At 45.9% G+C, this 22,100-nt stretch carries 15 protein-coding genes and 3 pseudogenes; 11 read left to right on the forward strand and 7 right to left on the reverse strand.

What is annotated here, in order from left to right:
* Positions 1-35: 35 nt before the first annotated feature.
* The 3 genes from IPJ02_08805 to IPJ02_08815 form a co-directional block, all read right to left on the reverse strand.
* A complete protein-coding gene (locus IPJ02_08805) occupies positions 36-1,511 on the reverse strand; it encodes a RagB/SusD family nutrient uptake outer membrane protein (protein ID MBK7375640.1) in 1,476 nt (491 codons plus the stop codon).
* 34 nt (positions 1,512-1,545) lie between these two features.
* Positions 1,546-4,713, reverse strand: coding sequence for a SusC/RagA family TonB-linked outer membrane protein (locus IPJ02_08810; GenBank protein MBK7375641.1), 3,168 nt, complete (start codon positions 4,711-4,713; stop codon positions 1,546-1,548).
* Positions 4,714-4,818: 105 nt separating this feature from the next.
* Entirely contained in the window at positions 4,819-7,164 is a 2,346-nt protein-coding gene (locus tag IPJ02_08815; GenBank protein ID MBK7375642.1) for an MMPL family transporter, read from the reverse strand.
* Positions 7,165-7,317: 153 nt separating this feature from the next.
* Here IPJ02_08815 and recO point away from each other — a divergent pair, with 153 nt between their 5' ends.
* The gene (gene recO / locus IPJ02_08820; GenBank protein MBK7375643.1) at positions 7,318-8,028 is read left to right on the forward strand and encodes a DNA repair protein RecO; all 711 of its coding nucleotides are present in this window, start codon (positions 7,318-7,320) and stop codon (positions 8,026-8,028) included.
* Positions 8,029-8,070: 42 nt separating this feature from the next.
* Here the strand turns inward: recO and IPJ02_08825 are convergent.
* Positions 8,071-9,245 (reverse strand): annotated as a pseudogene (locus tag IPJ02_08825) (amidohydrolase family protein).
* A 114-nt stretch (positions 9,246-9,359) separates the two neighbouring features.
* Between IPJ02_08825 and prfA the strand changes: the two are divergent.
* The 5 genes and pseudogenes from prfA (at position 9,360) to IPJ02_08850 (ending at position 14,061) form a co-directional block, all read left to right on the forward strand.
* The gene (gene prfA, locus IPJ02_08830; GenBank protein ID MBK7375644.1) at positions 9,360-10,424 is read left to right on the forward strand and encodes a peptide chain release factor 1; all 1,065 of its coding nucleotides are present in this window, start codon (positions 9,360-9,362) and stop codon (positions 10,422-10,424) included.
* A 501-nt stretch (positions 10,425-10,925) separates the two neighbouring features.
* Entirely contained in the window at positions 10,926-11,735 is an 810-nt protein-coding gene (gene tatC, locus IPJ02_08835) for a twin-arginine translocase subunit TatC (GenBank protein ID MBK7375645.1), read from the forward strand.
* Positions 11,736-11,856: 121 nt separating this feature from the next.
* Positions 11,857-12,295: pseudogene (gene rpiB / locus IPJ02_08840) on the forward strand (ribose 5-phosphate isomerase B).
* A 183-nt stretch (positions 12,296-12,478) separates the two neighbouring features.
* Positions 12,479-13,174: a hypothetical protein gene (locus IPJ02_08845; protein MBK7375646.1), complete on the forward strand. Its 696-nt coding sequence runs from the start codon at positions 12,479-12,481 to the stop codon at positions 13,172-13,174.
* Positions 13,168-14,061: a M28 family peptidase gene (locus tag IPJ02_08850; protein ID MBK7375647.1), complete on the forward strand. Its 894-nt coding sequence runs from the start codon at positions 13,168-13,170 to the stop codon at positions 14,059-14,061. Before IPJ02_08845 ends, IPJ02_08850 begins: the two co-directional genes overlap by 7 nt.
* 90 nt (positions 14,062-14,151) lie before the next feature.
* Here IPJ02_08850 and IPJ02_08855 read toward each other — a convergent pair.
* Positions 14,152-15,125: pseudogene (locus tag IPJ02_08855) on the reverse strand (deoxyhypusine synthase family protein).
* A 418-nt stretch (positions 15,126-15,543) separates the two neighbouring features.
* On the opposite strand from IPJ02_08855, the gene IPJ02_08860 reads away from it, so the two are divergent.
* The 5 genes from IPJ02_08860 to IPJ02_08880 all read left to right on the forward strand — a co-directional run bounded on the left by IPJ02_08860 (position 15,544) and on the right by IPJ02_08880 (position 20,492).
* Positions 15,544-16,890 carry a M20/M25/M40 family metallo-hydrolase gene (locus IPJ02_08860; protein ID MBK7375648.1) on the forward strand — a complete coding sequence of 449 codons (1,347 nt, stop codon included), beginning with the start codon at positions 15,544-15,546 and terminating at the stop codon, positions 16,888-16,890.
* 77 nt (positions 16,891-16,967) lie between these two features.
* A complete protein-coding gene (locus IPJ02_08865; protein MBK7375649.1) occupies positions 16,968-17,483 on the forward strand; it encodes a UpxY family transcription antiterminator in 516 nt (171 codons plus the stop codon).
* 330 nt (positions 17,484-17,813) lie between these two features.
* Positions 17,814-18,098 carry a hypothetical protein gene (locus IPJ02_08870; protein MBK7375650.1) on the forward strand — a complete coding sequence of 95 codons (285 nt, stop codon included), beginning with the start codon at positions 17,814-17,816 and terminating at the stop codon, positions 18,096-18,098.
* 5 nt (positions 18,099-18,103) lie between these two features.
* Positions 18,104-18,337, forward strand: a complete 234-nt coding sequence (locus tag IPJ02_08875; GenBank protein MBK7375651.1) for a hypothetical protein — start codon at positions 18,104-18,106, stop codon at positions 18,335-18,337.
* Positions 18,338-18,374: 37 nt separating this feature from the next.
* A complete protein-coding gene (locus tag IPJ02_08880) occupies positions 18,375-20,492 on the forward strand; it encodes a nicotinamide mononucleotide transporter (GenBank protein MBK7375652.1) in 2,118 nt (705 codons plus the stop codon).
* Positions 20,493-20,548: 56 nt separating this feature from the next.
* Here IPJ02_08880 and IPJ02_08885 read toward each other — a convergent pair whose 3' ends face one another.
* Positions 20,549-21,310 carry a hypothetical protein gene (locus tag IPJ02_08885; GenBank protein MBK7375653.1) on the reverse strand — a complete coding sequence of 254 codons (762 nt, stop codon included), beginning with the start codon at positions 21,308-21,310 and terminating at the stop codon, positions 20,549-20,551.
* Entirely contained in the window at positions 21,271-22,083 is an 813-nt protein-coding gene (locus IPJ02_08890; protein ID MBK7375654.1) for a GMC family oxidoreductase, read from the reverse strand. The genes IPJ02_08885 and IPJ02_08890 overlap by 40 nt, the downstream gene beginning before the upstream one ends.
* Positions 22,084-22,100 lie beyond the last annotated feature (17 nt).

Below are 22,100 nucleotides of genomic sequence, written 5' to 3' on the forward strand. Positions count from 1 at the left end.
AGATCAGGCCGGCTTTTTTATGATCCGTATATTTATTAGTTATCCGTCATTAACCTGTTCAACGACATTTCATCTGATGAAATAGGCCAGATATAGCCGCTTTCACTGGGTGTTTTTGCAGCAACGGATCCTTTGGCCGGTATGGTTTGCAGCAAACGCATGATGTCATTATTGCGTAATCCCTCTCCTAAGAATTCGATCCTTCTTTCCAGCATAATGGCATCGATCAAAGCCTGCTGGTTAGCAGCCGTGATGGTTGTGGCAGGATCAGACCGCTTGCGCACTGCATTGACCAGGGCCAACGCCTTTGCATCAACACCGGTATTGGTACGGGCAAGCGCTTCGGCAAGGTTCAACATCACCTCTGCATAACGGATCACCGGCGCATAATCCAGGTATGGAGAAGGACTTTGATACTTGGAAACAAATTTCTTCCCGGTAGATACATTGGTATAAACGAGGCTGGTCTTCCTTACGTCGGTTGCAGACCAGTTTGGATTGGCAAGTATTCCATTTACATTCATAGAATACTCTGCTGTGCCCAGGCTGGCGCCGTTTCTTACAAAGTAAAATCCAAGCTGGTTTTGTGTACCGGGGTTGTCGCCTGCCGTTGAGGTCATGGGCAATGAGAAAATAGACTCCGTAGTGTTGTAAATAGCCCCTGCACCAAAAATAGTTGTAATGTTTGGCTGTAACGAGTCAGCCACACCTGTTAATGCTTTGAAGGGGGCTGTTGACTGACTGGCCAATTTATTTCCTTCGGTAATCACAGCAGTATAGTTTTGCATACTCAGGTAAACCCTGGTCTTTAAAGCAATAGCGGTATTACGGTGAGCACGGGTTGTATTTAATTCAGCGGTTGCATTGGTTAATGGCAGGTTTGTTTCTGCAAAATTGAGGTCGTTGAGTATCTGTGTGTATACTTCCGCCACAGTACTCCTTGCCAGGTCTGAATATCCCGATCCCTTTATGCCGGTTAAGCGTAAAGGCAGACCCGGTTTACTCCCACTGCCATCGGCATAGGGCCTTGCATAAAGCTGCAGAAGGCTGTAATAGGATAATGCACGGATCAGCCTGGCCTCTCCCAGGTAGTTGTTTGAAAGCGCTCCTCCAACCACCGCAGTTCCCTTGGTAGCCATACCATCAATGAACAGGTTACACAGGTTAATGGTAAAATAAGCCTGTGACCATAGATTCTTTACAGAATTTTGAGATGTTCCCAGCGGGTTCAGGTTCCATACATCAAAACCGGTAACCCCGTTGGTGGTTTCATTGATGAAATCGTCTGCCCGTATATCCCCGTATACCTGGAACCTTCCACCGTAAAAATTGCCGTTCTTTAAAGCCTGGTACAGGGAACGTGCCTGGTTCAATACACGTTCCGGACTGTCGAAAGCGGTGGCATCTGTAATAGAGGTCTGCGGAACAGGAGTCAGCAGTTCCTTCTTGCAGGAAACCGATAACAGAGCGCAGAAGCCCAAACTGATTATATATTTCATTTTATTTTTCATTCTTATAGAATTTAAAATTTGTCATTCAATTTTATTAAAACCCGATGTTTATTCCCACCGTGAACGTACGTCCATTGGCAATGGTGTTCCTGTCAACGCCTGGTGAACTTGGCGTGTTACCATTTGAAGAAACTTCAGGATCAGGGCCGGGGTAGTCTGTAAATATGAAAAGGTTTTGTCCACTCACAAAGAACCTGGCACTGTTGATCCTTGCCTTGCTTATAAGTTCCTGTGGAAGATTATATCCCAACGTCATATTTTTTAATTTGATAAAATCGCCCTTGAACAAACTGTACGTCATTGGCAGGGCCGAACCGTTGGATACGTTATCTCCGTAAACAGGCCTTGGAACGGAACTCTCATCACCAAATTTCTTCCATGCGTTCAATACGTCCACGTGGTTGTTCCAGAAACGCATGTCGTGCAATCCTGCCCATGATCCGTAGTAAACATAATTGCCTCCCTGGTATGTAACTAATATATCCAGGTCGAAATTCTTGTACCGGAAGTTATTGGACAACCCACCGTAGAATTTAGGCAGAGCATTGTGCATATAGGCATCTGCGGTCTGGTTAATGGTATTGGCCGATCCATCTGCTTTATTATAACGTGTTCCGTCGGGGTTGCTCCAGTTGAACTGGCCGGGACCGGGTGCAAAACGGTATAATACCCTGTTGCCGATGCTGTTCAGCAACACCCTGCTACCGGTAGCAGGATCAACACCTGCTGACCGTACCAGCCAAAGGCTGCCTACTGAATATCCAACCGCAGTACGATTAACCGTTTCCAGACCAGAAGTGGAAGTTAATACCTCAGCTAAACCTGGCGCAAGTTCCGTTACTTGATTTGCTATATTAGTATAGTTGAAATTAACTGTCCAAGCGAAATTTTTTCTTTGAACCGGAACTATGTTCGTTGAAATCTCAATACCTTTATTTATCATTTTACCTACATTAGAAGGTACAGAGGTTGGCAAGCCCGCAGATGGGGCCTGGGGTACATTCAATATTAAATTACTAATATTATTTTTGAAATAACTTGCTTCTACTGTGATTCGCTCATTTAAGATTCCAAAATTAACCCCCACATCAAGTTTATAACTGGTTTCCCACTTTAAAAGATTATTTCCAGCTTGGTTAAATACCAAAGTTGGCAGACCTCCGTACAAACCAGAACCATAGGTTGAATAAGAAGCATAGTCTCCAATACCGCCCGTGTTGCCTACTTTGCCATAGCTACCTGTCAATCTGAAACTACTGAATACATTCTTCATCACATTCCAGAACTTTTCGTTGTTCAGGTTCCATCCTGCTGAAACACCCCAGAAGGTCTCTTTCTGGAATGGCAGGGCTGAATACTCATCCTGGCGAAGGTTTACACTAGCAAAATATTTCTTATTGAAGTCATACCTTATACGGCCAAAAACAGACGTAAGGTAATTCTCTCCATAAACCGACCCGGTGGAATTATTGATTCCCCAGCCTGCCTGTATAACGGTATAAACAGGATCCGATACCTGCTGGCGGTTTATGCCAAACCCGGTTGAGGTACGGCGGTCCTGCTCCTGGCCCACTAAAGCGCTTACCGAGTGCTTTTGCCTGAACACATAATCAAATTGTGCTGTATTGCTCCAGGTCCATCTTTTGTATTTACCCAGGGTGCTGCTGGCATTTCCCACAGCTGCAAAACCATCTCCATGAAGAGGGGTCTGGAATATTTCATTATCTACAAACAGGTAGTCAATTCCATAAGCTGATTTCAATGTAAGCCAACTGAATGGCTTGAACTGTATATATACATTCGACTGTATGTGGTTGGTCTCACTGTTGGAACGGTTCCGGTCGAACATAACTACCGGGTTGTAGAATCCAACCTGGGCAATGGAGTTATTCATTCCCCCGATAAAGTTCCCGGCTGTTGAGATATTATACGTTCCGTCATTTTTATACGGCGACACATTGGGCGATGTAACAAATTGTAAACGACCCACCCCGGCAGTACCAAAGGCTTCCCCGTTCAGGGATCCGGACGACGCATTGATCCTGTTCAACTCATTGGAATAAGATATCTTACCACCAATGGTGATCCGCTTATTGAAGCGGCTGTCCACATTCATTAAGATATTCTTGCGGGTGAAATCATTGGTACGCAAGATTCCTTCCTGGCGTGAATAGCCCCCAGAAAAATAATACGAAGTGGTCTCATTGGCGCCGGAAACATTCAGGTTATGGTCCTGGTTAAAGCCCTGGCGGTAAATGATATCTGCCCACCGGGTATCAATGGGTTTTCCGTCAGGTCCGTTGGTCAGGGCAAATTTTGTATAATTAGCTCCTGCCGGATTGGTTGTATTTAAGTTCTGGTTATTGGTGGCCGCCATATTCTTGAAATCGGTCCATTGCTGTGCATTCATCACTTCAGGGATGCCATACGCACTGGTAAATCCAAAGGAAGCATTGTAGTTGATCCTTGTTTTACCGGCCTTCCCCTTTTTGGTGGTGATATATACAACCCCGTTGGCAGCACGGCTGCCATAAATGGCTGTTGCAGCAGCATCTTTGGCCACGTCGATCGATTCAATATCATTCGGATTAATGCTGGCCAACGCATTTCCGGCAGCATTGGTAGAGCTGAAATCTCCCGTCGGGGTAGGAATTCCATCAACTACAACCAAAGGATATGAGCTAAGTGAAATTGAACTGGTTCCCCTTATGCGGAAAACAGGTGGGGTATTTAATACCCCATTTGGAATTTGAACTTGTACACCTGTTACCCGTCCTGCTAAAGCCTGGTCAAAACTCTGCACCGGCTTATCGGCAACGGCAGTACCTTTAATACTGGCAAGGCTTCCAGTAAATTCACGCTTTCTTTGCGTACCGTAACCTACCACCACCACTTCTTCCAGTTTTGAATCCCTGGGCCGTAAGGTTACATTGATCGTAAGCTGGTTGCCGATCGTTTTTGATTGTGCCTCAAAATTCACGTTTGAAAAATTCAGGCTCTTTACAGAAGCGGGAACCGAAATACTGTATGTCCCGTCTTTGCCTGTCTGGGTTCCTTGTTTTCCATCAGAACTCGTAACGGTAACACCTTCAATGGCTGCTCCTTTTTCATCAGTGACTTTACCACTGATTGTACGGTTCTGGGCAGCTGCATTTAGTACGAAAACAAATACAGCCGATAAGATTAAGATCAGTTTTCTCATTTGCTTAGTAGTTTATGACGACAAATATATACCAGAATCCCGGTAATTATCAAATACACAGACAAGTTTATTCACTTTTTAGCTGCTTTTCTACGGCCCCGTAATTCAGGCCGAACGATGCTTCCGGGAAGGCTTTGGTGCGAACGCAAGCAATAATACCGGCAGCAAAACAAGGTTGGTTAACGTGGCAACAAGCAAGGTGCCGGAAGTTAACCAGCCAAGTGCTTTTGTACCCCCGAAATCGCTTACGCAAAAAATGATAAACCCGGCGATCAGTACCAGGGCTGTATATACAATACTCAACCCGGTGTTCTTAATGGTAACGCTAACGGTTTCAGGAATATTATTATTGTAGGCGGATAATTCCTGTTTGTAATTGACCAGGAACCGGATGGTAATGTCAATGGCGATGCCAAGGGCCACACTAAACACCAGTACCGTTGATGGCTTGAGCGGAACCCCGGCCCAGCCCATGATGCCTGCCGTGATGACCAACGGGATCAGGTTCGGGATCAGCGAACACAGTAAGATCCGTACAGACCTGAACAGGTAAAGCATACACAGGGCGATTAATAGAAATGCCCAGAAGATACTTTCCTTCAAACCGTTCACAATAAAACGGCTACCTTCCAGGAAAGTGATGCTGGTGCCGGTAAGCTGCACGTTGTAAGATGCGGTGTCAAACAACTGGTTCGCCCTTTCTTCAATTCCCTTTAATACAAGCGGTAGTCTTTCTGTGCCCACATCGGCCATGTTCACGCTGATGCGGGTGCTTTGCCTTGCCGTATCAATGAAACTGGTCATCATTTTGGCCAGGTTATTCTTATTACTGCTGTCTCCTTTGGCAGGCCGCAGGTATTCCCCTACAAATGCCCCGTCAAAACTGTTGGGCAGGAGGTAGTTCGCAGAATCGCCTTCAAAAAAAGCCTGCTTGGCAAACTTGAGACCCTCGGCTACACTGAGCGGCCTGTTCATCTCTTCCTGTGCCGCAATATAGGCTGACAAGGAATCCACTTTTTCAAACACGGCCAGGGCCTTCATACCTGCCAGGCCATATCGTTTCCTGGTATCCACCACGATCTCCAGCGGCATTACCCCATGAAAGTTCTTTTCAAAGAATTTAAGATCGGTGTAAACCTTATCTGTTTTCGGAAGATCATCCACAATGAACGAAACACTTTTCAATTTAAAAATTCCCGCTACCGCAAAGATCAATGAAGCGGCTGTTATGGCATACAACGTTTTTTTATGATGAATGACCCAACGTTCAACCCGTAATAAGAATTTCACGATCCACCGGTTGTTCAGGTATTTTGTCTGCGATGCGTTGGGCGCAGGCAAATAACTTAATGCGGCGGGAAGCAGGATAAAGGAAATGAAGAAGATCACCATGATGCTGATGCCGGCCACCACGCCAAACTCTTTCAATATGGCGCTTTTGGTAAGTGCAAAAACGGCAAAACCAATGGCGGCGGTCAGGTTGCAGAACAAGGTAACCACCCCCATCTTACTTACCATATCCACCAATGCCTTGTATTTATCGGCTCCCTGCAAATAAGAAGTATGGTACTTATTGATGAAATAAATACAGTTGGGAACCCCGATCACCACTACCAGGCAGGGTATCAATGCCGTTAACAGGGTGATCTTGTATCCGCATAACTGCAGAACACCCAGTGCCCATACCACCCCAAATACTACCACCAGCAGCGAAAGCAATGTAGTGCTGATGGAACGGAAGAACAACAGCAGGATCAGCGTACTCAGTAAAAGCGAACCAAAAAGAAAGTACCGCATCTCATTTTGTATCCGGTCGGCAACCACGGTCCGTATCAGCGGAAGGCCGCTTAAATGCACTTCAATATTTGTTTTCTTTTCAAACTCTGTGACCGCGTCAGTTATATCGGCCACCACTTTTGTCCGCCCCGCCGAATTCAATATTTCTTTATTGATACGGACCGCTGCCAGGTAAGCATGCGCCTCCGGGTTGTAAAGCAGGCTGCGGTAAAAAGGATAATTATAAAAAACATGCACGGCGCTGTCGAGTGCCGCCTGGCTGTTTATGGAATCCGGGAATATCCGTTCTGCAACCAGTTTTTCTGTAAGTGAATCCTTGCGCAGTAAAACAGCCGATGAGATACCCAACACATCTTCTACGTACTCTACTTTTTTCAACTGCCGGTGAAGTTCCCTGTACGCCTCAAATATTTTCAGCGTGAAGAGACTGTCTGTTTGAATACCGGCCACCAGCAAATTACCATCATCACCGAATTTTTCCTTGAATGCCAGGTACTCCCTGTACCTGGGATTATCGGTTGGTATTGCTTTGGAGAATTCATAACTCAGTTTTACCTGCCTGGCATAATAGCCCATCAAAGCGGTCAATGCCAGCAATAAAATGAGTAAGGGCGCCCTGAACCTGAGTACAAATTCTCCCAAACGTTTCCACATAGATATTCCGGTTTAGAATTTTAGATCTAGCTTGTGCAAAGAACGTCAATTTGAATTGTTTTGCATGGGGCAAGCGTATAATGTTTACTATTTTGAAACAATACAAATTGACCCCCATTGGGGTCAGGGGCATGACACACAAGACCAAAAGGCATCGTATTGCGAAGTATCAGGTATGGCGAAACCAGCCTGGTGGTAACTATATTCACCGAAATGTTCGGCGTGCAGACCTATATGGTAAACGGGGTACGCACCGCTAAAAAGACCTCTGCAAAAGCCAGCCATTTTCAGCCAACCGCCCTGTTAGACCTGGTGGTATACCACAGCGACAACAGGTCCATGCAACGGGTAAAAGAGTTCTCATGGGCTGTGCTCTATACCCATCTGCTGAGCGATGTAATAAAGAACAGTATTGCTGCTTATATGGCTGAATTGATCTATAAATGCCTCAAGCAGCCCGAAGCCAACACCGACCTTTTTAATTTCTGCGAAGATTCTTTTTTGCAATTGGACAAAGCAGCCAGGCCGGTGGCAGCAAATTTTGCATTGTTCTTCACCCTGCACCTTACTCATTTTTTCGGGTTCCGGTTGGCGGATAACTTCAGTTCAGAAAATACTTTTCTTGACCTGCAGGAAGGGTGCTTCACAAACCACCAGCCATCCCATCCGCACTTTATTGATGGAAAATACGCCGAACTCACATCCCAGTTGCTGAAAGTGATGCAACCACTGGAACTGGAGGAATTCAGGCTGAACCAGGAAATAAGAAGAACTCTTTTAATTAAATACCTGGAGTATTATGCCCTGCACATATCCGATTTCGGGCCAATGAAAACACTGATGGTGCTGCACGAAGTGCTGTAAAGGACCTGAAGGCTGTAAGCCGTCGGGGCCGTTAAAGATCCTTTACAAAATTCTTTTTGCATAAGTTTCTTTATTTAGCTGAAGATTATCTGTCCCTTCTATCAAGACCACCCCCGGCTGTTTTCCTTTTTCAAAACTACCAAGTTTTATATCCAGCTGCAAAGCTGCAGCGCCATTGGCAGTTGCCCATTTGAGCAATTCGGCGAGTTCGGTTCCCGGGAAATTTTTTTGCAGGGTTTTTATTTCTTCCAGTATACTCAGGGTATCATTGGAAGCAAGGCTGTCGGTTCCCAGCACAATATCCACTCCCTGCTGCATAAGCATCTGTACCTCCGGCAACCTGTTGCTGATATGGAGATTGGCATTGGGACAAAGACAAAGAACAGTGTGGAGCCGGGGGTCTGTAATTTGTGATTTTATAAATGCGATGTCCTTTTCTGTTGTGCATACATTATGCACCAGGATGAGGGATTGACCTTTCCCGAAATAAGGTAAAAATGTTTGCAGGCTGTTTTTGCCGGAGGGCTGAAAGAAAGAAATATCAATGCCCATTTTTTCATACAATCTTAAAAGATCTCCGTTGCCTTTTTCAAACAATTCATCCTCTGCAGCAATTTCCTGGTTGTGGATGGTTAAAAGTTTATTACCGGGAAACGCATCGATCATCCGGAACATTTCAGCCGATACCGAGTAAGGTGCATGCGGCACAATGGAGTTTGCCGGCAGTGAAGCTGAATACGCATTATAAAGATCCACCGCCCGTTGAAACCGCAGTGCAGCAACGGCTGGCGGAAAACCACTGGCTTCAATAAAATTATGATACTGCAACCTGCCTTTTGTCTTCTGCGGAATGGTAATCGTGTTGTTACAAATATCCCCACAGCAACGATCCCGTTCTCCCGCATTTCAGTTTCTGCGGTGTCAATGGCCGATAGTATCTCCGCCTCTTCAAAATGTCTTTCATTTACCACTTTCAGAACAAAATCAACCAGGCCGGTATGCCTGGGAATATGGCCCCGCATGTGCGAGAGCTCAAGATGGCAATGGCAGTTGATAAAGCCGGGGCTGAGTATCCCGGTAAATTTCTCTATCCCCTCCCCGGCTTCTTTTTCATTGACCAGGTCAACAATTACCCCCGCAGGATCCGTTATCAGGACCTGTTGCCGGAGGATACTGTACCCGTTGAAAATATGGTCGGCTGAAAATTTCCTGTACAAAACGAATGGTTGATATGATGTAAATTTGCGCCTCCCGCAGTTGCCGGAACAAAAAGCAGCAAAAAATAATTATAAAATACGGTCCTCCCCGGGGGGAACCGGAACAAAGATACTATGTTAGATAAACTGGATGCCATTAAAGGAAGGTTCGATAACCTGGCGGTAGCGCTTACCAACCCCGAGATCGTGAGCGACAATAAAAAATTTGCTGCCACCAGTAAGGAATACCGGAGCCTGGAAAAGATCGTTAACGCCCGCAATGAGTACATAAAGCTGCTGGACGACATTGAATTCAACAAAGAGGTGCTGAACGGTGATGACGATGAAATGAGGACGCTGGCCAAACAGGAACTTCCTGCATTGGAGGAAAAAAAAGAGAGCCTGGAAAGGCAATTACGCAATATGCTTATCCCCAAAGATCCGTACGATGAAAAAAATGCCATCCTGGAAATACGTGCGGGTACCGGTGGTGATGAGGCTTCTTTGTTTGCAGGGGACCTGCTGAGAATGTACCTGAAATACTGCGAAAAGAGAGGTTGGAAAACAGCCATACTAAGTGAAAGTGAGGGTACCGTTGGAGGATACAAAGAAGTTCAGGTGGAAGTGGTTGGCGATGATGTGTATGGGATATTGAAATTTGAAAGTGGCGTACACCGGGTTCAGCGAGTGCCTGACACCGAAGCCAGCGGACGGGTACACACCAGTGCTGCCACCGTGGCAGTAATGCCCGAAGCCGATGAAATAGATTTTGAGCTGAAGGAAAGTGATGTAAAAATGGAAACTGCCCGGAGCGGTGGTGCAGGCGGACAGAATGTAAACAAGGTTGAAACCAAGGTATTCCTGACCCATAAACCAACAGGGATTACCGTGGTTTGTCAAACCGAACGTACCCAGCTTGCCAACCGGGAAAAGGCCATGGACATGCTGCGTACCCGGCTGTACGATGAAGAAGTACGGAAAGCAGAAGAAGCCATTGCACACAAAAGAAAGAGCCTGGTAAGTACCGGCGACCGGAGTGCCAAGATCAGAACCTATAATTTCCCCCAGGGCAGGGTTACCGACCACCGCATCGGGTTAACCGTATACAACCTGGATGCTGTTTTGAACGGGGATCTCCAGGAATTCCTGGAAGCCCTCCAGTTTGCCGAAAATGCAGAAAAGCTGACTATGCAGAATTAAAAGGGCTGGTATGCCCTATCCGGACACATCCACTAAACGGGAGTGCTTTTATATTTTTAACCATTATCCCCCTGATCAGCATCTTGATGCACGCATTTACTACCGGTTCCCGGCTAAAATGCCGTGTAACCGGTTAAAATAATCCGTCCATTTTTTACGTTACTATAAATGGCCTGTTGCATTTAAGGAATGCTTAACAAAAAGCCTGAAACTTTTGGCACCTGTTTTGCGTAATACTATACATAACAACGAAATTCAAATTTTCTCATAAGCAGTTAGTTTTGGTAACGGCCCCTGTTTCTACGGGGGCTTCTCTTTTTCCGGCAGGCAGGCTGTTGAGCGGCTGAAACGATGCTAAGAATGAAAATAAAAGCAGGTTTCTGATTAAACCAAGAGTACTTTACCTTTGCCGTCCAAATCATTGTATTGGCAACATCAGCATCCGATAGAAAATCTTTTTTTAAACGCATCCAGAACAAGAATAATCCGGAGCCCGAGGAAATGTCCTTTATGGGTCACCTGGAGGCCCTGCGCTGGCATTTGATGCGTTCTGTTGTTGTCTGGCTGGCAGCCGCCATTTTTATCTTTGTTTTTATTGACTGGGTATACGATGAGATCATCCTGGCGCCCGCCAGTGAGAATTTTATTACGTATTCCGCCCTGTGCAATTTCAGCCATTGGATCGGTATCGGGGACAGGCTATGCATGCCGCCAATAAAGATCGACTTCCAGGTAACGGCTGTCAATGGCACATTTACCTCGGCCATTTCCATTGCCCTGATCGGCGCTGTGATCATTGCATTTCCGTATCTTTTTTGGGAATTCTGGCGTTTTGTCAAGCCGGCGCTTTCCCCAAAAGAAAAAAGATATGCCCGGGGCAGTATATTCTGGGTATCGCTTTGTTTTTTTATCGGGTCGGCCTTTGGGTATTACCTCCTTGCCCCGTTCACATTTAATTTTTTAGCCAGTTTTACCCTTGGAAAATCCGGGATGATACTCTACCGGCCTTCCATCAATGATTATATCGACAGCCTGACAAACCTGGTCCTGGGTTGCGGGATCGCATTTGAATTGCCCATCCTCGCCTATGTAATGGGCAAAATCGGTCTGATCACATCAAAATTCCTGAGGAATTACCGGAAATATGCATTCATAATCATTCTCATTGTTGCCGCCATCATAACCCCTTCTCCCGATATTACCAGCCAGATAATTGTTGCTGTCCCGCTCTTACTCCTCTATGAGATAAGTATTTTCCTGGTGGCCCGGATCGACAGGCAAAAAGCCAAAGAAGAAAAAGAATGGAGCTAAGGAAGGGTTAAAGGGTTAAAAAGTTTAAGGGTTAAAAAGGTTTGCCTAACTTTGAACAACTGATCCAACCTTAAACCTTTAAACGTCCAAACCTTTAAACGATTTAGAATGTCTCCTTTCAATTTTAAAACTTCCCATTGCCCTCGGGTGCGATCATGCAGGATTTGATTGCAAAGAAGACCTGATCTCTTTTCTGGAAGGAGAAGGAGTTGCATTTAAAGATTTTGGAACCTACAGCAAAGACTCGGTTGACTATCCCGACTTTGCACACCCGGTTGCATCAGCCGTTGAAAAAGGAGAAGCGGCTTTCGGGGTCTTATTATGCGGCAGTGCCAATGGCGTAGCCATCACCGCCAATAAACACCAGGGGCATACGTGCGGCCATTTGCTGGGGAGAAGAACTGGCAGAACTGGCCCGCAAACACAATGATGCCAATGTCATCTGTATACCCGCCCGTTTTGTACGGGACGGCGATGCTGAAAAAATGCTCGATGTTTTCATGAACACCGTTTTTGAAGGTGGACGACATGAAAACAGGGTTAAGAAAATAACCTGTTAGCATTCCCGGGCGAAATGGAATACGTAAGCAGGTATAAAAAGTATATAAAGTAAACCGGGTTATCTTACGGAACAGACCTTATATACTTTATTCACTTTCCATACCAAATCCCTCACCGCTTATCAAAATAATAAAGCCGGGCTTTATTGATTTCAGTATTTTGCCTGCAATTAAAATCTACAAATGAAAAAAACAGTTTTATCACTCATCCTGGTGCTTGGCATCAGTACGGCATTTGCGCAAACCGATCCTGCAGCCAGGTACGCCACAGTTATCACAGGCAACGGCCTTAATAAACACCTCAGCATTGTAGCCAGTGCCGAAATGCAGGGAAGGGAAACAGGCACCGAAGGCCAGCGCAAAGCGGCAGCCTATATCGAATCCCAGTTCAAAGCAATGGGATTGCAACCGGCGCCTTCTTTGAATGGGTACCAGCAATATTATCCCCTTTACCAGGACAGCCTGTTAACCACCACCCTTAGTGCCGGTGGAAAAGACGCTGTGTTCGGGACGGATTTCATCAGCCCGATGAACTCAAATGAAAATGGAAAATTCAAAGGCAAAAAAATAGTCTTCGTCGGCTATGGCATCGACGACAAAGCCTACAGCGATTACACGAACGTAAATGTAAAAGGCAAAGTGGTTGTCTTCTTTTTGGGCGAACCCAAAAAAGACGGGAAGTTCATCATCAAGCGGAACCACCCGTGGCAGCGAATGGAGCTTCCCCGGCATAACAAAAAAACTGGCTGTTGCCGCGTCCAAAGGAGCAGCGGGTGCCTTGGTGATCAACCCCAGCAGGAAAGTTTTAACCAGCGGGCGGTTGAGAATGGTAAAAAACAGGCGTTTATTTTCCCCGGGCCAACGATGCCAAAATGTTAAACTATGCATTGCTTTCCCATGCTTTTGCAAAAACCATCATCGGGGATGGCTTTGCCTTGGATTCTGTAATTGTTTCCGCAAAAAAAAGTGAACTGCTGAAGATAAATGGCTATGAGAAAAAGTATAAGACCGGTTTCAGCTTCAGCAAATACCGCAATACCATCAATGCAAGCAATGTTGTCGGCATCATTGAAGGAACCGATAAAAAAGACGAGTATGTTTTTCTTACTGCACACTACGATCACCTGGGTATGCGCAACGGGCAGATATACCACGGGGCCGATGATGACGGCAGCGGAACGGTTGCCGTTATCCAGATGGCAGAAGCATTTATGAAAGCTGCCAGGGAAGGCAACAGGCCCCGGAGAACACTGGTCTTTATGACCGTCAGCGGTGAGGAAAAAGGGTTATGGGGAAGTGAATATTATAGCGACCATCCTTTCTACGCTTTGGATAAAACCACGGTGGACCTGAATATTGACATGATCGGCAGGGTTGATACCGAAAGAAAAACGGCAGACAGCCTGAATTATGTTTACGTGATCGGTCACGATAAGATCAGCAGCGACCTCCCGGTCATCAATGAAGGAATGAATAATAAATACACCCAACTGGTGCTTGATTATAAGTTTGACGATCCCAATGACCAGAACCGGATCTACTTCCGCAGCGACCATTACAATTTTGCCCGCAAAGGAGTGCCCATTTTATTTTTCTATGACGGTATGCTGAAAGCAGATTATCATAAACCAACCGACACGGTTGACAAGATAAACTGGGACCTGTTTGAAAAAAGGGCCCGTATGATCTTTCACACTGCCTGGGAAATGGCCAACCGTGATGAGATGCTGAAGAGGGATACGCCGCTGAATATGGGAACCCGATAGGAATATTGAACAAGAAACAAGGAACAAGGAATGTTGATTGGAGTTAATTACTTCGTAATTCAGCATTCCTTGTTCCTTGTTCAATATTCACTACCATCCCAACACCCACGCAAAGATCAGCGGCGCCACGATGGTAGCATCACTTTCTACAATGAATTTGGGTGTATTGATATCAAGTTTGCCCAGGTGATCTTTTCGTTTGGCACAGCGCCGGAGTAAGAACCATAGGATGTGGTAGAATCACTGATCTGGCAGAAATAACTCCAGAACGGAACGTCGTGCCACTCCAGGTCCTGGTACATCATGGGCACCACGCATATCGGGAAGTCGCCGGCAATACCTCCGCCTATCTGGAAGAATCCAACTCCCTTGCCGGATGAATTATTGCGGTACCAGTCTGCCAGCCATACCATGTATTCAATACCACTCTTCATGGTGGTCGCCTTCAATTCATTCTTGATAACATAGGACGCAAAAATATTTCCCATCGTACTGTCTTCCCAACCCGGCACCACAATCGGAATATTCTTTTTTGCAGCAGCAAGCATCCAGCTGTTCTTCGGATCAATTTCATAATATTGTTCCAGCACGCCACTCAGCAACATCTTGTACATGTACTCATGCGGAAAATAACGTTCGCCCTTATCTTCCGCATCTTTCCATATTTGATGAATATGTTTCTGTAACCGGCGGAATGCTTCTTCTTCCGGTATGCAGGTATCGGTAACGCGGTTATAATGGTTTTCCAACAGGTCCCATTCTTCCTGCGGGCTCAGGTCGCGGTAGTTAGGCACCCGTTTATAATGACTGTGCGCCACCAGGTTCATGATATCTTCTTCCAGGTTGGCGCCGGTGCAACTGATGATGGCCACTTTATCCTGCCGGATCATTTCAGCCAGGCTGAGGCCCAGTTCTGCCGTACTCATGGCCCCGGCAAGGGTTACCATCATTTTGCCGCCTTCCTCCAGGTGTGTCACGTATCCTTTGGCAGCATCCATTAAAGCCGCTGCGTTGAAGTGGCGGTAATGATGTTCAATATACTGGGAAACAGGTCCTTTGCTCATAGTCATTTGTTTAGGGGGCGAAGTTAATTTTTTTTGTGTAGTTGGTAAATGAATTTTCATGCTCACCCTTACTTTAAAGAACCTGATTTAAAATCTACCTTTAAATTGTAATACTTAATTAGTAATGAATGGTGTCAATGTATGATAAAGCTACCTGCTTAGTTTGCAACTTTTAGTTTAAGAGCAGAGATAAAATATTGAAGTCACAGTAGCACAAACGCCGAACATAGCTGTCAGGCAGGAACGATGACAGCCCGTTCCTGCCTTGATTTTTTTGTTACTTTTTGTATCAAGACAAAAAGTAAAGAAAGAGAAACAGGGCACTTCCTGCCTCAGCATTACAAACGTCCATTAGGCCTGTTGGCCTGGAGATCATATTCCCGCTTTCTTTGTATATTTATACTCAACCCCCGGTTTTATGAGAAAGGTATTATTCATAGCTGCATTGTTTTCTTTTCATACTTCAATTTCGCAGACCATCATCCAGCGTGACCCCGAGATCGAAAGAATGGTAAAAGAGGTTTCAGCTGATTCCCTGAAGAGTTACATCAAAACACTGGTGGCTTTTGGAACCCGCAATACATTGAGTACTCAAACAGATCCCAAACGTGGCATCGGTGCAGCAAGAACCTGGGTACTCAACCGGTTCAATGATTTTGCCCGGCTGTCCGGCGGGAGGTTATCTGCTTTTATTGATACCATTACGTTACAACCGGATGGCAGAAGAGTAGATGCACCCTTACTCCTGGGAAATGTGGTAGCAACCTTACAAGGGACCGACCCCAATGATAAACGCATCTTCATCATCAGCGGTCACCTGGACAATATGCGCAGCAATGTGATGGACCGTACCGGCGATTCCCCGGGCGCCGATGACGACGGCAGCGGAACGGCAGCCGTGATGGAATGTGCCCGGGTGATGAGCAAACACAGTTTCCCGGCAACGGTGATCTTTGTTGCCGTAAGCGGCGAAGAGCAGGGATTGCTGGGCTCAACCTTCATGAGTGAAAAAGCAAAGAAAGAGAACTGGAATATTGTAGCGGTGCTCAACAACGATATCATGGGCAGCAACAACAGCAACGAAACGAATATCATCAACAATACAAAGGTCCGTGTGTTCAGTGAAGGCTTGCCTGCTTTTGAAACGGAAAAAAATGCTGCCGGTATCCGCAACCTTGGTTTGGAGAATGATGGCAGATCGAGACAGCTTGCCCGCTATGTAAAAGAGATCGGTGAACGCTATGTAGATAACCTGGAAGTGGTGTTGATCTACCGCAACGACCGTTTTTTACGGGGTGGTGACCACACGCCTTATGTACAAAGAGGTTTTGCGGCCGTGCGTATCACCGAGATGAATGAAAATTACACCCGCCAGCACCAGGATGTGCGGACAGAGAACGGGATAGCCTATGGTGACCTGGAAGAACACATCGATTATGAATACCTGCGCAGGAACACGGCCCTCAACCTGTGCAACCTGGCCAATCTTTCCAAAGCGCCTTATGTGCCTGATTCCGTAAAAATAGAAGTGAGGCGGTTAAGCAACTCAAGTTTCCTGTACTGGAAAGCCCCGGCTGTTGGAAAAGTAAAAGGGTATTATGTGCTGGTACGGGAAACCACCAGCGCTTTCTGGCAGAAGAAAATATTTACCACGGGAACCGAAATGCGTTTGCCGTATTCAAAAGATAATTATTTTTTTGCAGTACAATCTGTGAATGAAACGGGCAATGAAAGCCTGCCCGTAGTTCCGGGTGTGGGGCGTTAGCCGGAACCATCACCCTTGATTCCCTCCCAGTATCCTTTTTTATTAACCAGGAACATTCCTGTTAAAGAATTAAAACCATGAAAGAAGATACAAGGTACTGGTATGCCGTGTACACCAAACCACGTTGGGAAAAAAAAGTGGCTTCGCTGCTGGAAGCAAAAGGAATTGAATTTTACTGCCCGCTGAACAAAGTGGTGAAGCAGTGGAGCGACCGGAAGAAAACAGTACTGGAGCCTTTGTTCAAGTCGTATGTTTTTGTGCACGTGGAAGAAAAGCAGAAATGGGAACTGATGAACATGAACGGCATCCTCAATTATGTGCATTATATGGGCAGTCCGGCCAGGATCCGGGACAGTGAGATTGAAACAGTGAAAAAATTCCTGAATGAATTTGAATCGGTGAACGTGGAGGAGAATACCACGCCGGTGAATGCAAGGGTAAAGATCAGGCAGGGAGTGCTGATGAACTACCAGGGCTTATTGCTTGAAGTTACCGGCAACAAAGCCAGTGTGAAGATTGAAAGTATGGGCCTGCAACTGACCGCCGTTTTCGACAAGAGTAATTTAGAAGTGCTGGAAGAGAAAAAGAAATAAGTTTTTCTTTACCGGTCTTAACAATAATTTTTCAGCCGCTAACCGGTATTTGTTCTATTTTCAACCGTGCCAGTTAATAAACCCTTTAATCTTGACCATGTTTAACTTCTTCAGAAAAAAAAGGACGGAGGGAAACATATACAGCAGTTTACCTGTTTCAACAGACATTCACTCACACCTGTTGCCCGGAATTGATGACGGTTCGCCCGATGTGGAAAATTCGGTGGAGCTGATACAGGGACTTTTGACCTCGGTATCCGGAAGTTCATTGCCACCCCGCACATCATCGGCGACCTGTACCGCAATACACCCGAAACGATCAATACCGCTTTGGAGGAAACGAAGGCGGCCTGTAAAAATGCCGGGCTGGATATTGAACTGTCGGCTGCTGCGGAATACATGATCGATGATTATTTCTTAGATCTGCTGCGGAACAGATCGCCTTTATTAACGCTGCATAAGAATATCCTGCTCACCGAGATATCCTACTCCACCCCGCCGGTCAACCTGGAAGCGATCACGGCTGCGATCTTCGCCGGGGATACAAACCGGTGCTGGCACATCCCGAACGGTATCACTTTTATCATAATAACCCGAATGTTTACCAGCACCTGAAAGAAATGGGTTTTCATTTACAGGTAAACCTTTTGTCATTAATTGGTTATTACGGGAAAGATGTAAGAAAAGCAGCAAAATTCATTATTGAAAAAGACCTTGCCAGCCTGGTTGGTACCGACCTGCACCATAAATATCATTTAGCGGCCCTTAAGGACCCAAAAAACCGGGAACTGCTTCATCAGCTGCTGGGCAACAAAACATATAATGACCTGGAGTCTCTTGCCAATCAGAAATAATTATCGTTATTTACAAAGTCTAAAACGATCCCCGTTGATGAGATTCCTTTGCAGCTTTGTGATCCTGTTCTCTTTTTTTGGCAGCAATGCACAAACCTATTACATCAGCCCCGGCGGAAGTGATGATAAAGGCAATGGCACTGCCGGTAATCCATGGCAGACCTTGTACAAGGCAACTACTGTTGTTACTACGCCGGGCAGCATCATTCATGTAAATGCCGGCACCTACCTGGAGACCGGCCAGGTTGCTTTGGCTGCAGGGGTCAGCATTGAAGGCGAAGGGGTATCGTCGGTGATAAAGAGTACACTTACAGCCGACTGGAAAGAACTTTTGTCCCTTCGTTCAGAAGAGGGAACGAACGGCGACCAGCATATTTCCAATGTAAAATTCGATGGGCAAAACCTCTCCACGTTCTGGGCCATTCATGTAAGCGGCCGAAGCAACGTAAGCATTTATGATTGTACGATCGCCGACTTCAAGGACCGGGGAGTGATCTTTAATGGCAGGAGTGATGATAAAGCCGAGCCCCCCGGCATTTATGCCACCGGCAACAGATTTTACAACAATACGGTTTCAAACTGTGCAGCATACAACACCCCGAATGGAGTATATGGAAGAGGGTGCCTTAACATCGGCGGGCAGGAGGGGATGCTCATCTACAACAATACCATGGTTCAAAACCAGCGGCCCAATGGGCAGAATGGTTACCTGATAAAGTATTACAATGATGGTTACCTCAAGGGAGTCAGGATATACAACAATGTCTTCACAAAAATTCCTTTCGCCGGCAACTACCCGGGAGACAACGGATGGGATTTTGCATTGGAGTTCTGGAATGTTCTCGGGGGCATGGAGATCTACGGAAATACCATCCAGGGAGCAATTGACCTGGTGAGTGTTAGCAAAGGCAATTACGATCACGGGGTCTGGATACATGACAACAAGATCGGCCAGCCGGTTTTGAACAGCCATTACGAAAGCGGGATAATATTTGAAGTGTCGACCGAATCGGTGATCGTTGAAAAGAATGTGCTCAGCAAAATTTCGGGCGGCATTTTGTTCAATGCACAGGAAAATACCTTCCTCAATGATATCATCATCCGGGATAACCGTTTTGAGGACCTGGGCCGCAAGACAGGCAATGGCAATAACGGAAGCGGGATAAATATCAACTGCGGCACGTTGCTCGGCAATGTGAACCACTACATCCTGTCGGGCATGCTTGTTCATAATAACTCATTTATTGCTGCACCCGGCAATGCCCCTTTTTATGGGATTGAAATAACCGGGGCTGCAGAAGTGGTGAATATGAAGATCCGGAAAAACACCATTAAAGGTTTCAGGGCTGCCTGTATTGTGGCAAACCCGGCAAAAGCATTGGACTCCTTTTTTGTGGAAGAGAATATTTTATCGGAGAACGGAAATAACAATGACCCCCTTTATATCATAGGCACCCCGGCCAATTACCTTTTTAAGAAAAACACCAAATCCGGTTCCACTGCGGGTTTTGGCCAGGGTTTTAACTACCGGGAGCATTTGCTGCGGCCACTTTACCATGAAGCAAAGAATATAAACCCGCTGCAGGCTGTTGCATTTATCTGTTTTATTGTTTTCTTTTTATTTTCCCGCAGGGAAAGCATCTATGCTTTCCCAGTTTGCATATTATACGCCGGGCTTTCTCTTTTTTTATGTTACGAGGAGGGACTACCGGGATATATACTGCTGTATCTTTATTTTTTGACGATGAGTATTTATGGCTGGATAACCTGGTCAAAAAGGGACCGGAAAAATCACCGCATAGTACGCATCACTGCTTCTTCAAAAAAAGACTGGTTGATACAGGCAACGGTATTCGGGTTGTCGTATGCAGCCGTTTACACATTGATGCTGTTCTTTAAACAACATTTTGCTGCCGGCTCGGTTGCCCCGCTCGATTCCTTCGTTTACGCGGCGTCCATTACCGGCATGTGGCTGCTCACCGGAAAAAAAGTGGAGAGCTGGTATTGGTGGATAGCCGCCAATGCAGCCGCTATACCTGCATACCTGTCAAGGCATTATTTGCTCAATGCTTCCTATCATGCCTTATTACTTCTGCTATCGGTCTGGATATTTTTCAAATGGAGAAAAAGAATGCTTGCAAAAAGAAACAGGTGAACTGCTGATCTTTGCAACAGACAAGGGCTCCTTTACCAGGTCCTGAACAGATCTATTTACATTATTTTTTTTACATGGTCTGAAAGACGAAGGCTTATGGCTACACAGGTAAGCGTTGGGTTTACAGCGCCCCCGGTGGTATAACAGGAAGCCCCGGCAACATACATGTTATCAATGCCGTGAATTTTACAGTTGGCATCCACTACTCCTTTTTTCGGGTCTTCGTGCATCCGGGTGGTTCCTAAATGATGCCATCCGCCGCTGGTATAATCCGGCAATTGCGGATCATCATTAAGCAGGTAGTCGTGGAGCTTTACCCGGCCCAGGCGGGCAGCGCCGATCTGCTGGCCTAAAAGTCTGGTAATATTATACACGGTTTTTTTATCAATGGGAGATAATGCCCAGTGCAGGTTTGCACGGGGTACACCCAGTTCGTCTTTTTCTTCACTCAGCACCACTCTTGAATCGGGGTTGGGAAGTTGTTCGGCCCTTGTAAACAAACCATAGGACTGGTAAAATCCTTTGGAGAAAAGTTTCTGCAGATAGTTTCGTTTATCCAATGCTGAATATTTGTGAAAAGTATCCAGTGCTTTACGTGTGTCATTCTCGGACCATATTTTTATGGAGGGTATGGCATGCTTGGACATGGCCAGCGGCATCAGCGATATGGAACCATTTAATACTTTTAGTTCTTCCTGCTTTTGCGGCGATATGGCCAATTCAGCCCGGATCTTGGTTGCTCCGTCCATCTTATAAAACAAAAGAGGGTCGGTATGGTTCAGCCACAATTCACCGGATTGTATTTCAACATGCTCCATGAAATAACGCCCAACCAGGTCATTATCGTTGCCAGGCCGGCAGGGGCCTGCTTATTGCAGGCAAGTAATACCCTTGCATTCTGAATGGAACAGCACGCCAAAATGAATTTCTTTGCTTTTACAGTATGTTCTTTCCCGGCATAGTTCTTTACCGTTACCTGTTTGACGGAAGCAACATTTTCTGTGGCCGTAATGTCAACCACATTGGCGTAAGTATATAAATGAATGTTCTTTGCATTAACAACCGCATCCCGGTATTTATTTCCAAATCTTGTTGGCGGACTGAAATGCCACATCTTGCTCCAGATGATTTTATCGTCAAGTGGCAAAAGCTTGTAGGCATTGTTTTGTTTAAGCCAGTAATCGGTTCCCCATTCAAAAGGGCCAAGATCCAGGATATCGTGAGCTTTCGGATAATAGGGGGAAATGTCCTTCAGCGTAATGGGCCAGCCACTGTTCTCGACCCAATCCCTTTTTTTAAAATCGATCTCATCAAAAGTGGAACACATGCCACCCCAGTGCCCGGTGCTTCCGCCAAAATAATGCAGGCGGCTTGCTTTCATCGGGTAATACGGATGCCCGGTAAGTTTTCCATTGTATAGTTCCTGCACCCGGTCATCATATTCCATTCCCCCGCCTTCAAGCAGGATCACTTTATATGGTGTGTTCTCCCAGTCAAGGGCAATACTGATTCCGGCAGCGCCTGCTCCGATAATGCAGATGTCTCCTTCAATTACCGATTGGTTATCTAATTGTCTGGCATCGATATGCATAGGTGTTGTGGTCCGGT

The organism is Chitinophagaceae bacterium (assembly GCA_016710165.1).
Classification (GTDB): Bacteria; Bacteroidota; Bacteroidia; order Chitinophagales; family Chitinophagaceae; genus Ferruginibacter.

What these genes read in the sequence shown, in the direction of transcription:
- IPJ02_08815 (MBK7375642.1), bottom strand. Translation starts at nt 7,164, where the DNA reads ATGTGGAAACGTTTGGGAGAATTTGTACTCAGGTTCAGGGCGCCCTTA.
- IPJ02_08860 (MBK7375648.1), top strand. Translation starts at nt 15,544, where the DNA reads ATGAGAAAGGTATTATTCATAGCTGCATTGTTTTCTTTTCATACTTCA.
- IPJ02_08810 (MBK7375641.1), bottom strand. Translation starts at nt 4,713, where the DNA reads ATGAGAAAACTGATCTTAATCTTATCGGCTGTATTTGTTTTCGTACTA.
- IPJ02_08880 (MBK7375652.1), top strand. Translation starts at nt 18,375, where the DNA reads ATGAGATTCCTTTGCAGCTTTGTGATCCTGTTCTCTTTTTTTGGCAGC.
- IPJ02_08845 (MBK7375646.1), top strand. Translation starts at nt 12,479, where the DNA reads ATGAAAAAAACAGTTTTATCACTCATCCTGGTGCTTGGCATCAGTACG.
- IPJ02_08875 (MBK7375651.1), top strand. Translation starts at nt 18,104, where the DNA reads ATGGGTTTTCATTTACAGGTAAACCTTTTGTCATTAATTGGTTATTAC.
- IPJ02_08865 (MBK7375649.1), top strand. Translation starts at nt 16,968, where the DNA reads ATGAAAGAAGATACAAGGTACTGGTATGCCGTGTACACCAAACCACGT.
- IPJ02_08890 (MBK7375654.1), bottom strand. Translation starts at nt 22,083, where the DNA reads ATGCATATCGATGCCAGACAATTAGATAACCAATCGGTAATTGAAGGA.
- tatC (MBK7375645.1), top strand. Translation starts at nt 10,926, where the DNA reads ATGTCCTTTATGGGTCACCTGGAGGCCCTGCGCTGGCATTTGATGCGT.
- prfA (MBK7375644.1), top strand. Translation starts at nt 9,360, where the DNA reads ATGTTAGATAAACTGGATGCCATTAAAGGAAGGTTCGATAACCTGGCG.
- IPJ02_08885 (MBK7375653.1), bottom strand. Translation starts at nt 21,310, where the DNA reads ATGGAGCATGTTGAAATACAATCCGGTGAATTGTGGCTGAACCATACC.
- IPJ02_08805 (MBK7375640.1), bottom strand. Translation starts at nt 1,511, where the DNA reads ATGAAAAATAAAATGAAATATATAATCAGTTTGGGCTTCTGCGCTCTG.
- IPJ02_08850 (MBK7375647.1), top strand. Translation starts at nt 13,168, where the DNA reads ATGTTAAACTATGCATTGCTTTCCCATGCTTTTGCAAAAACCATCATC.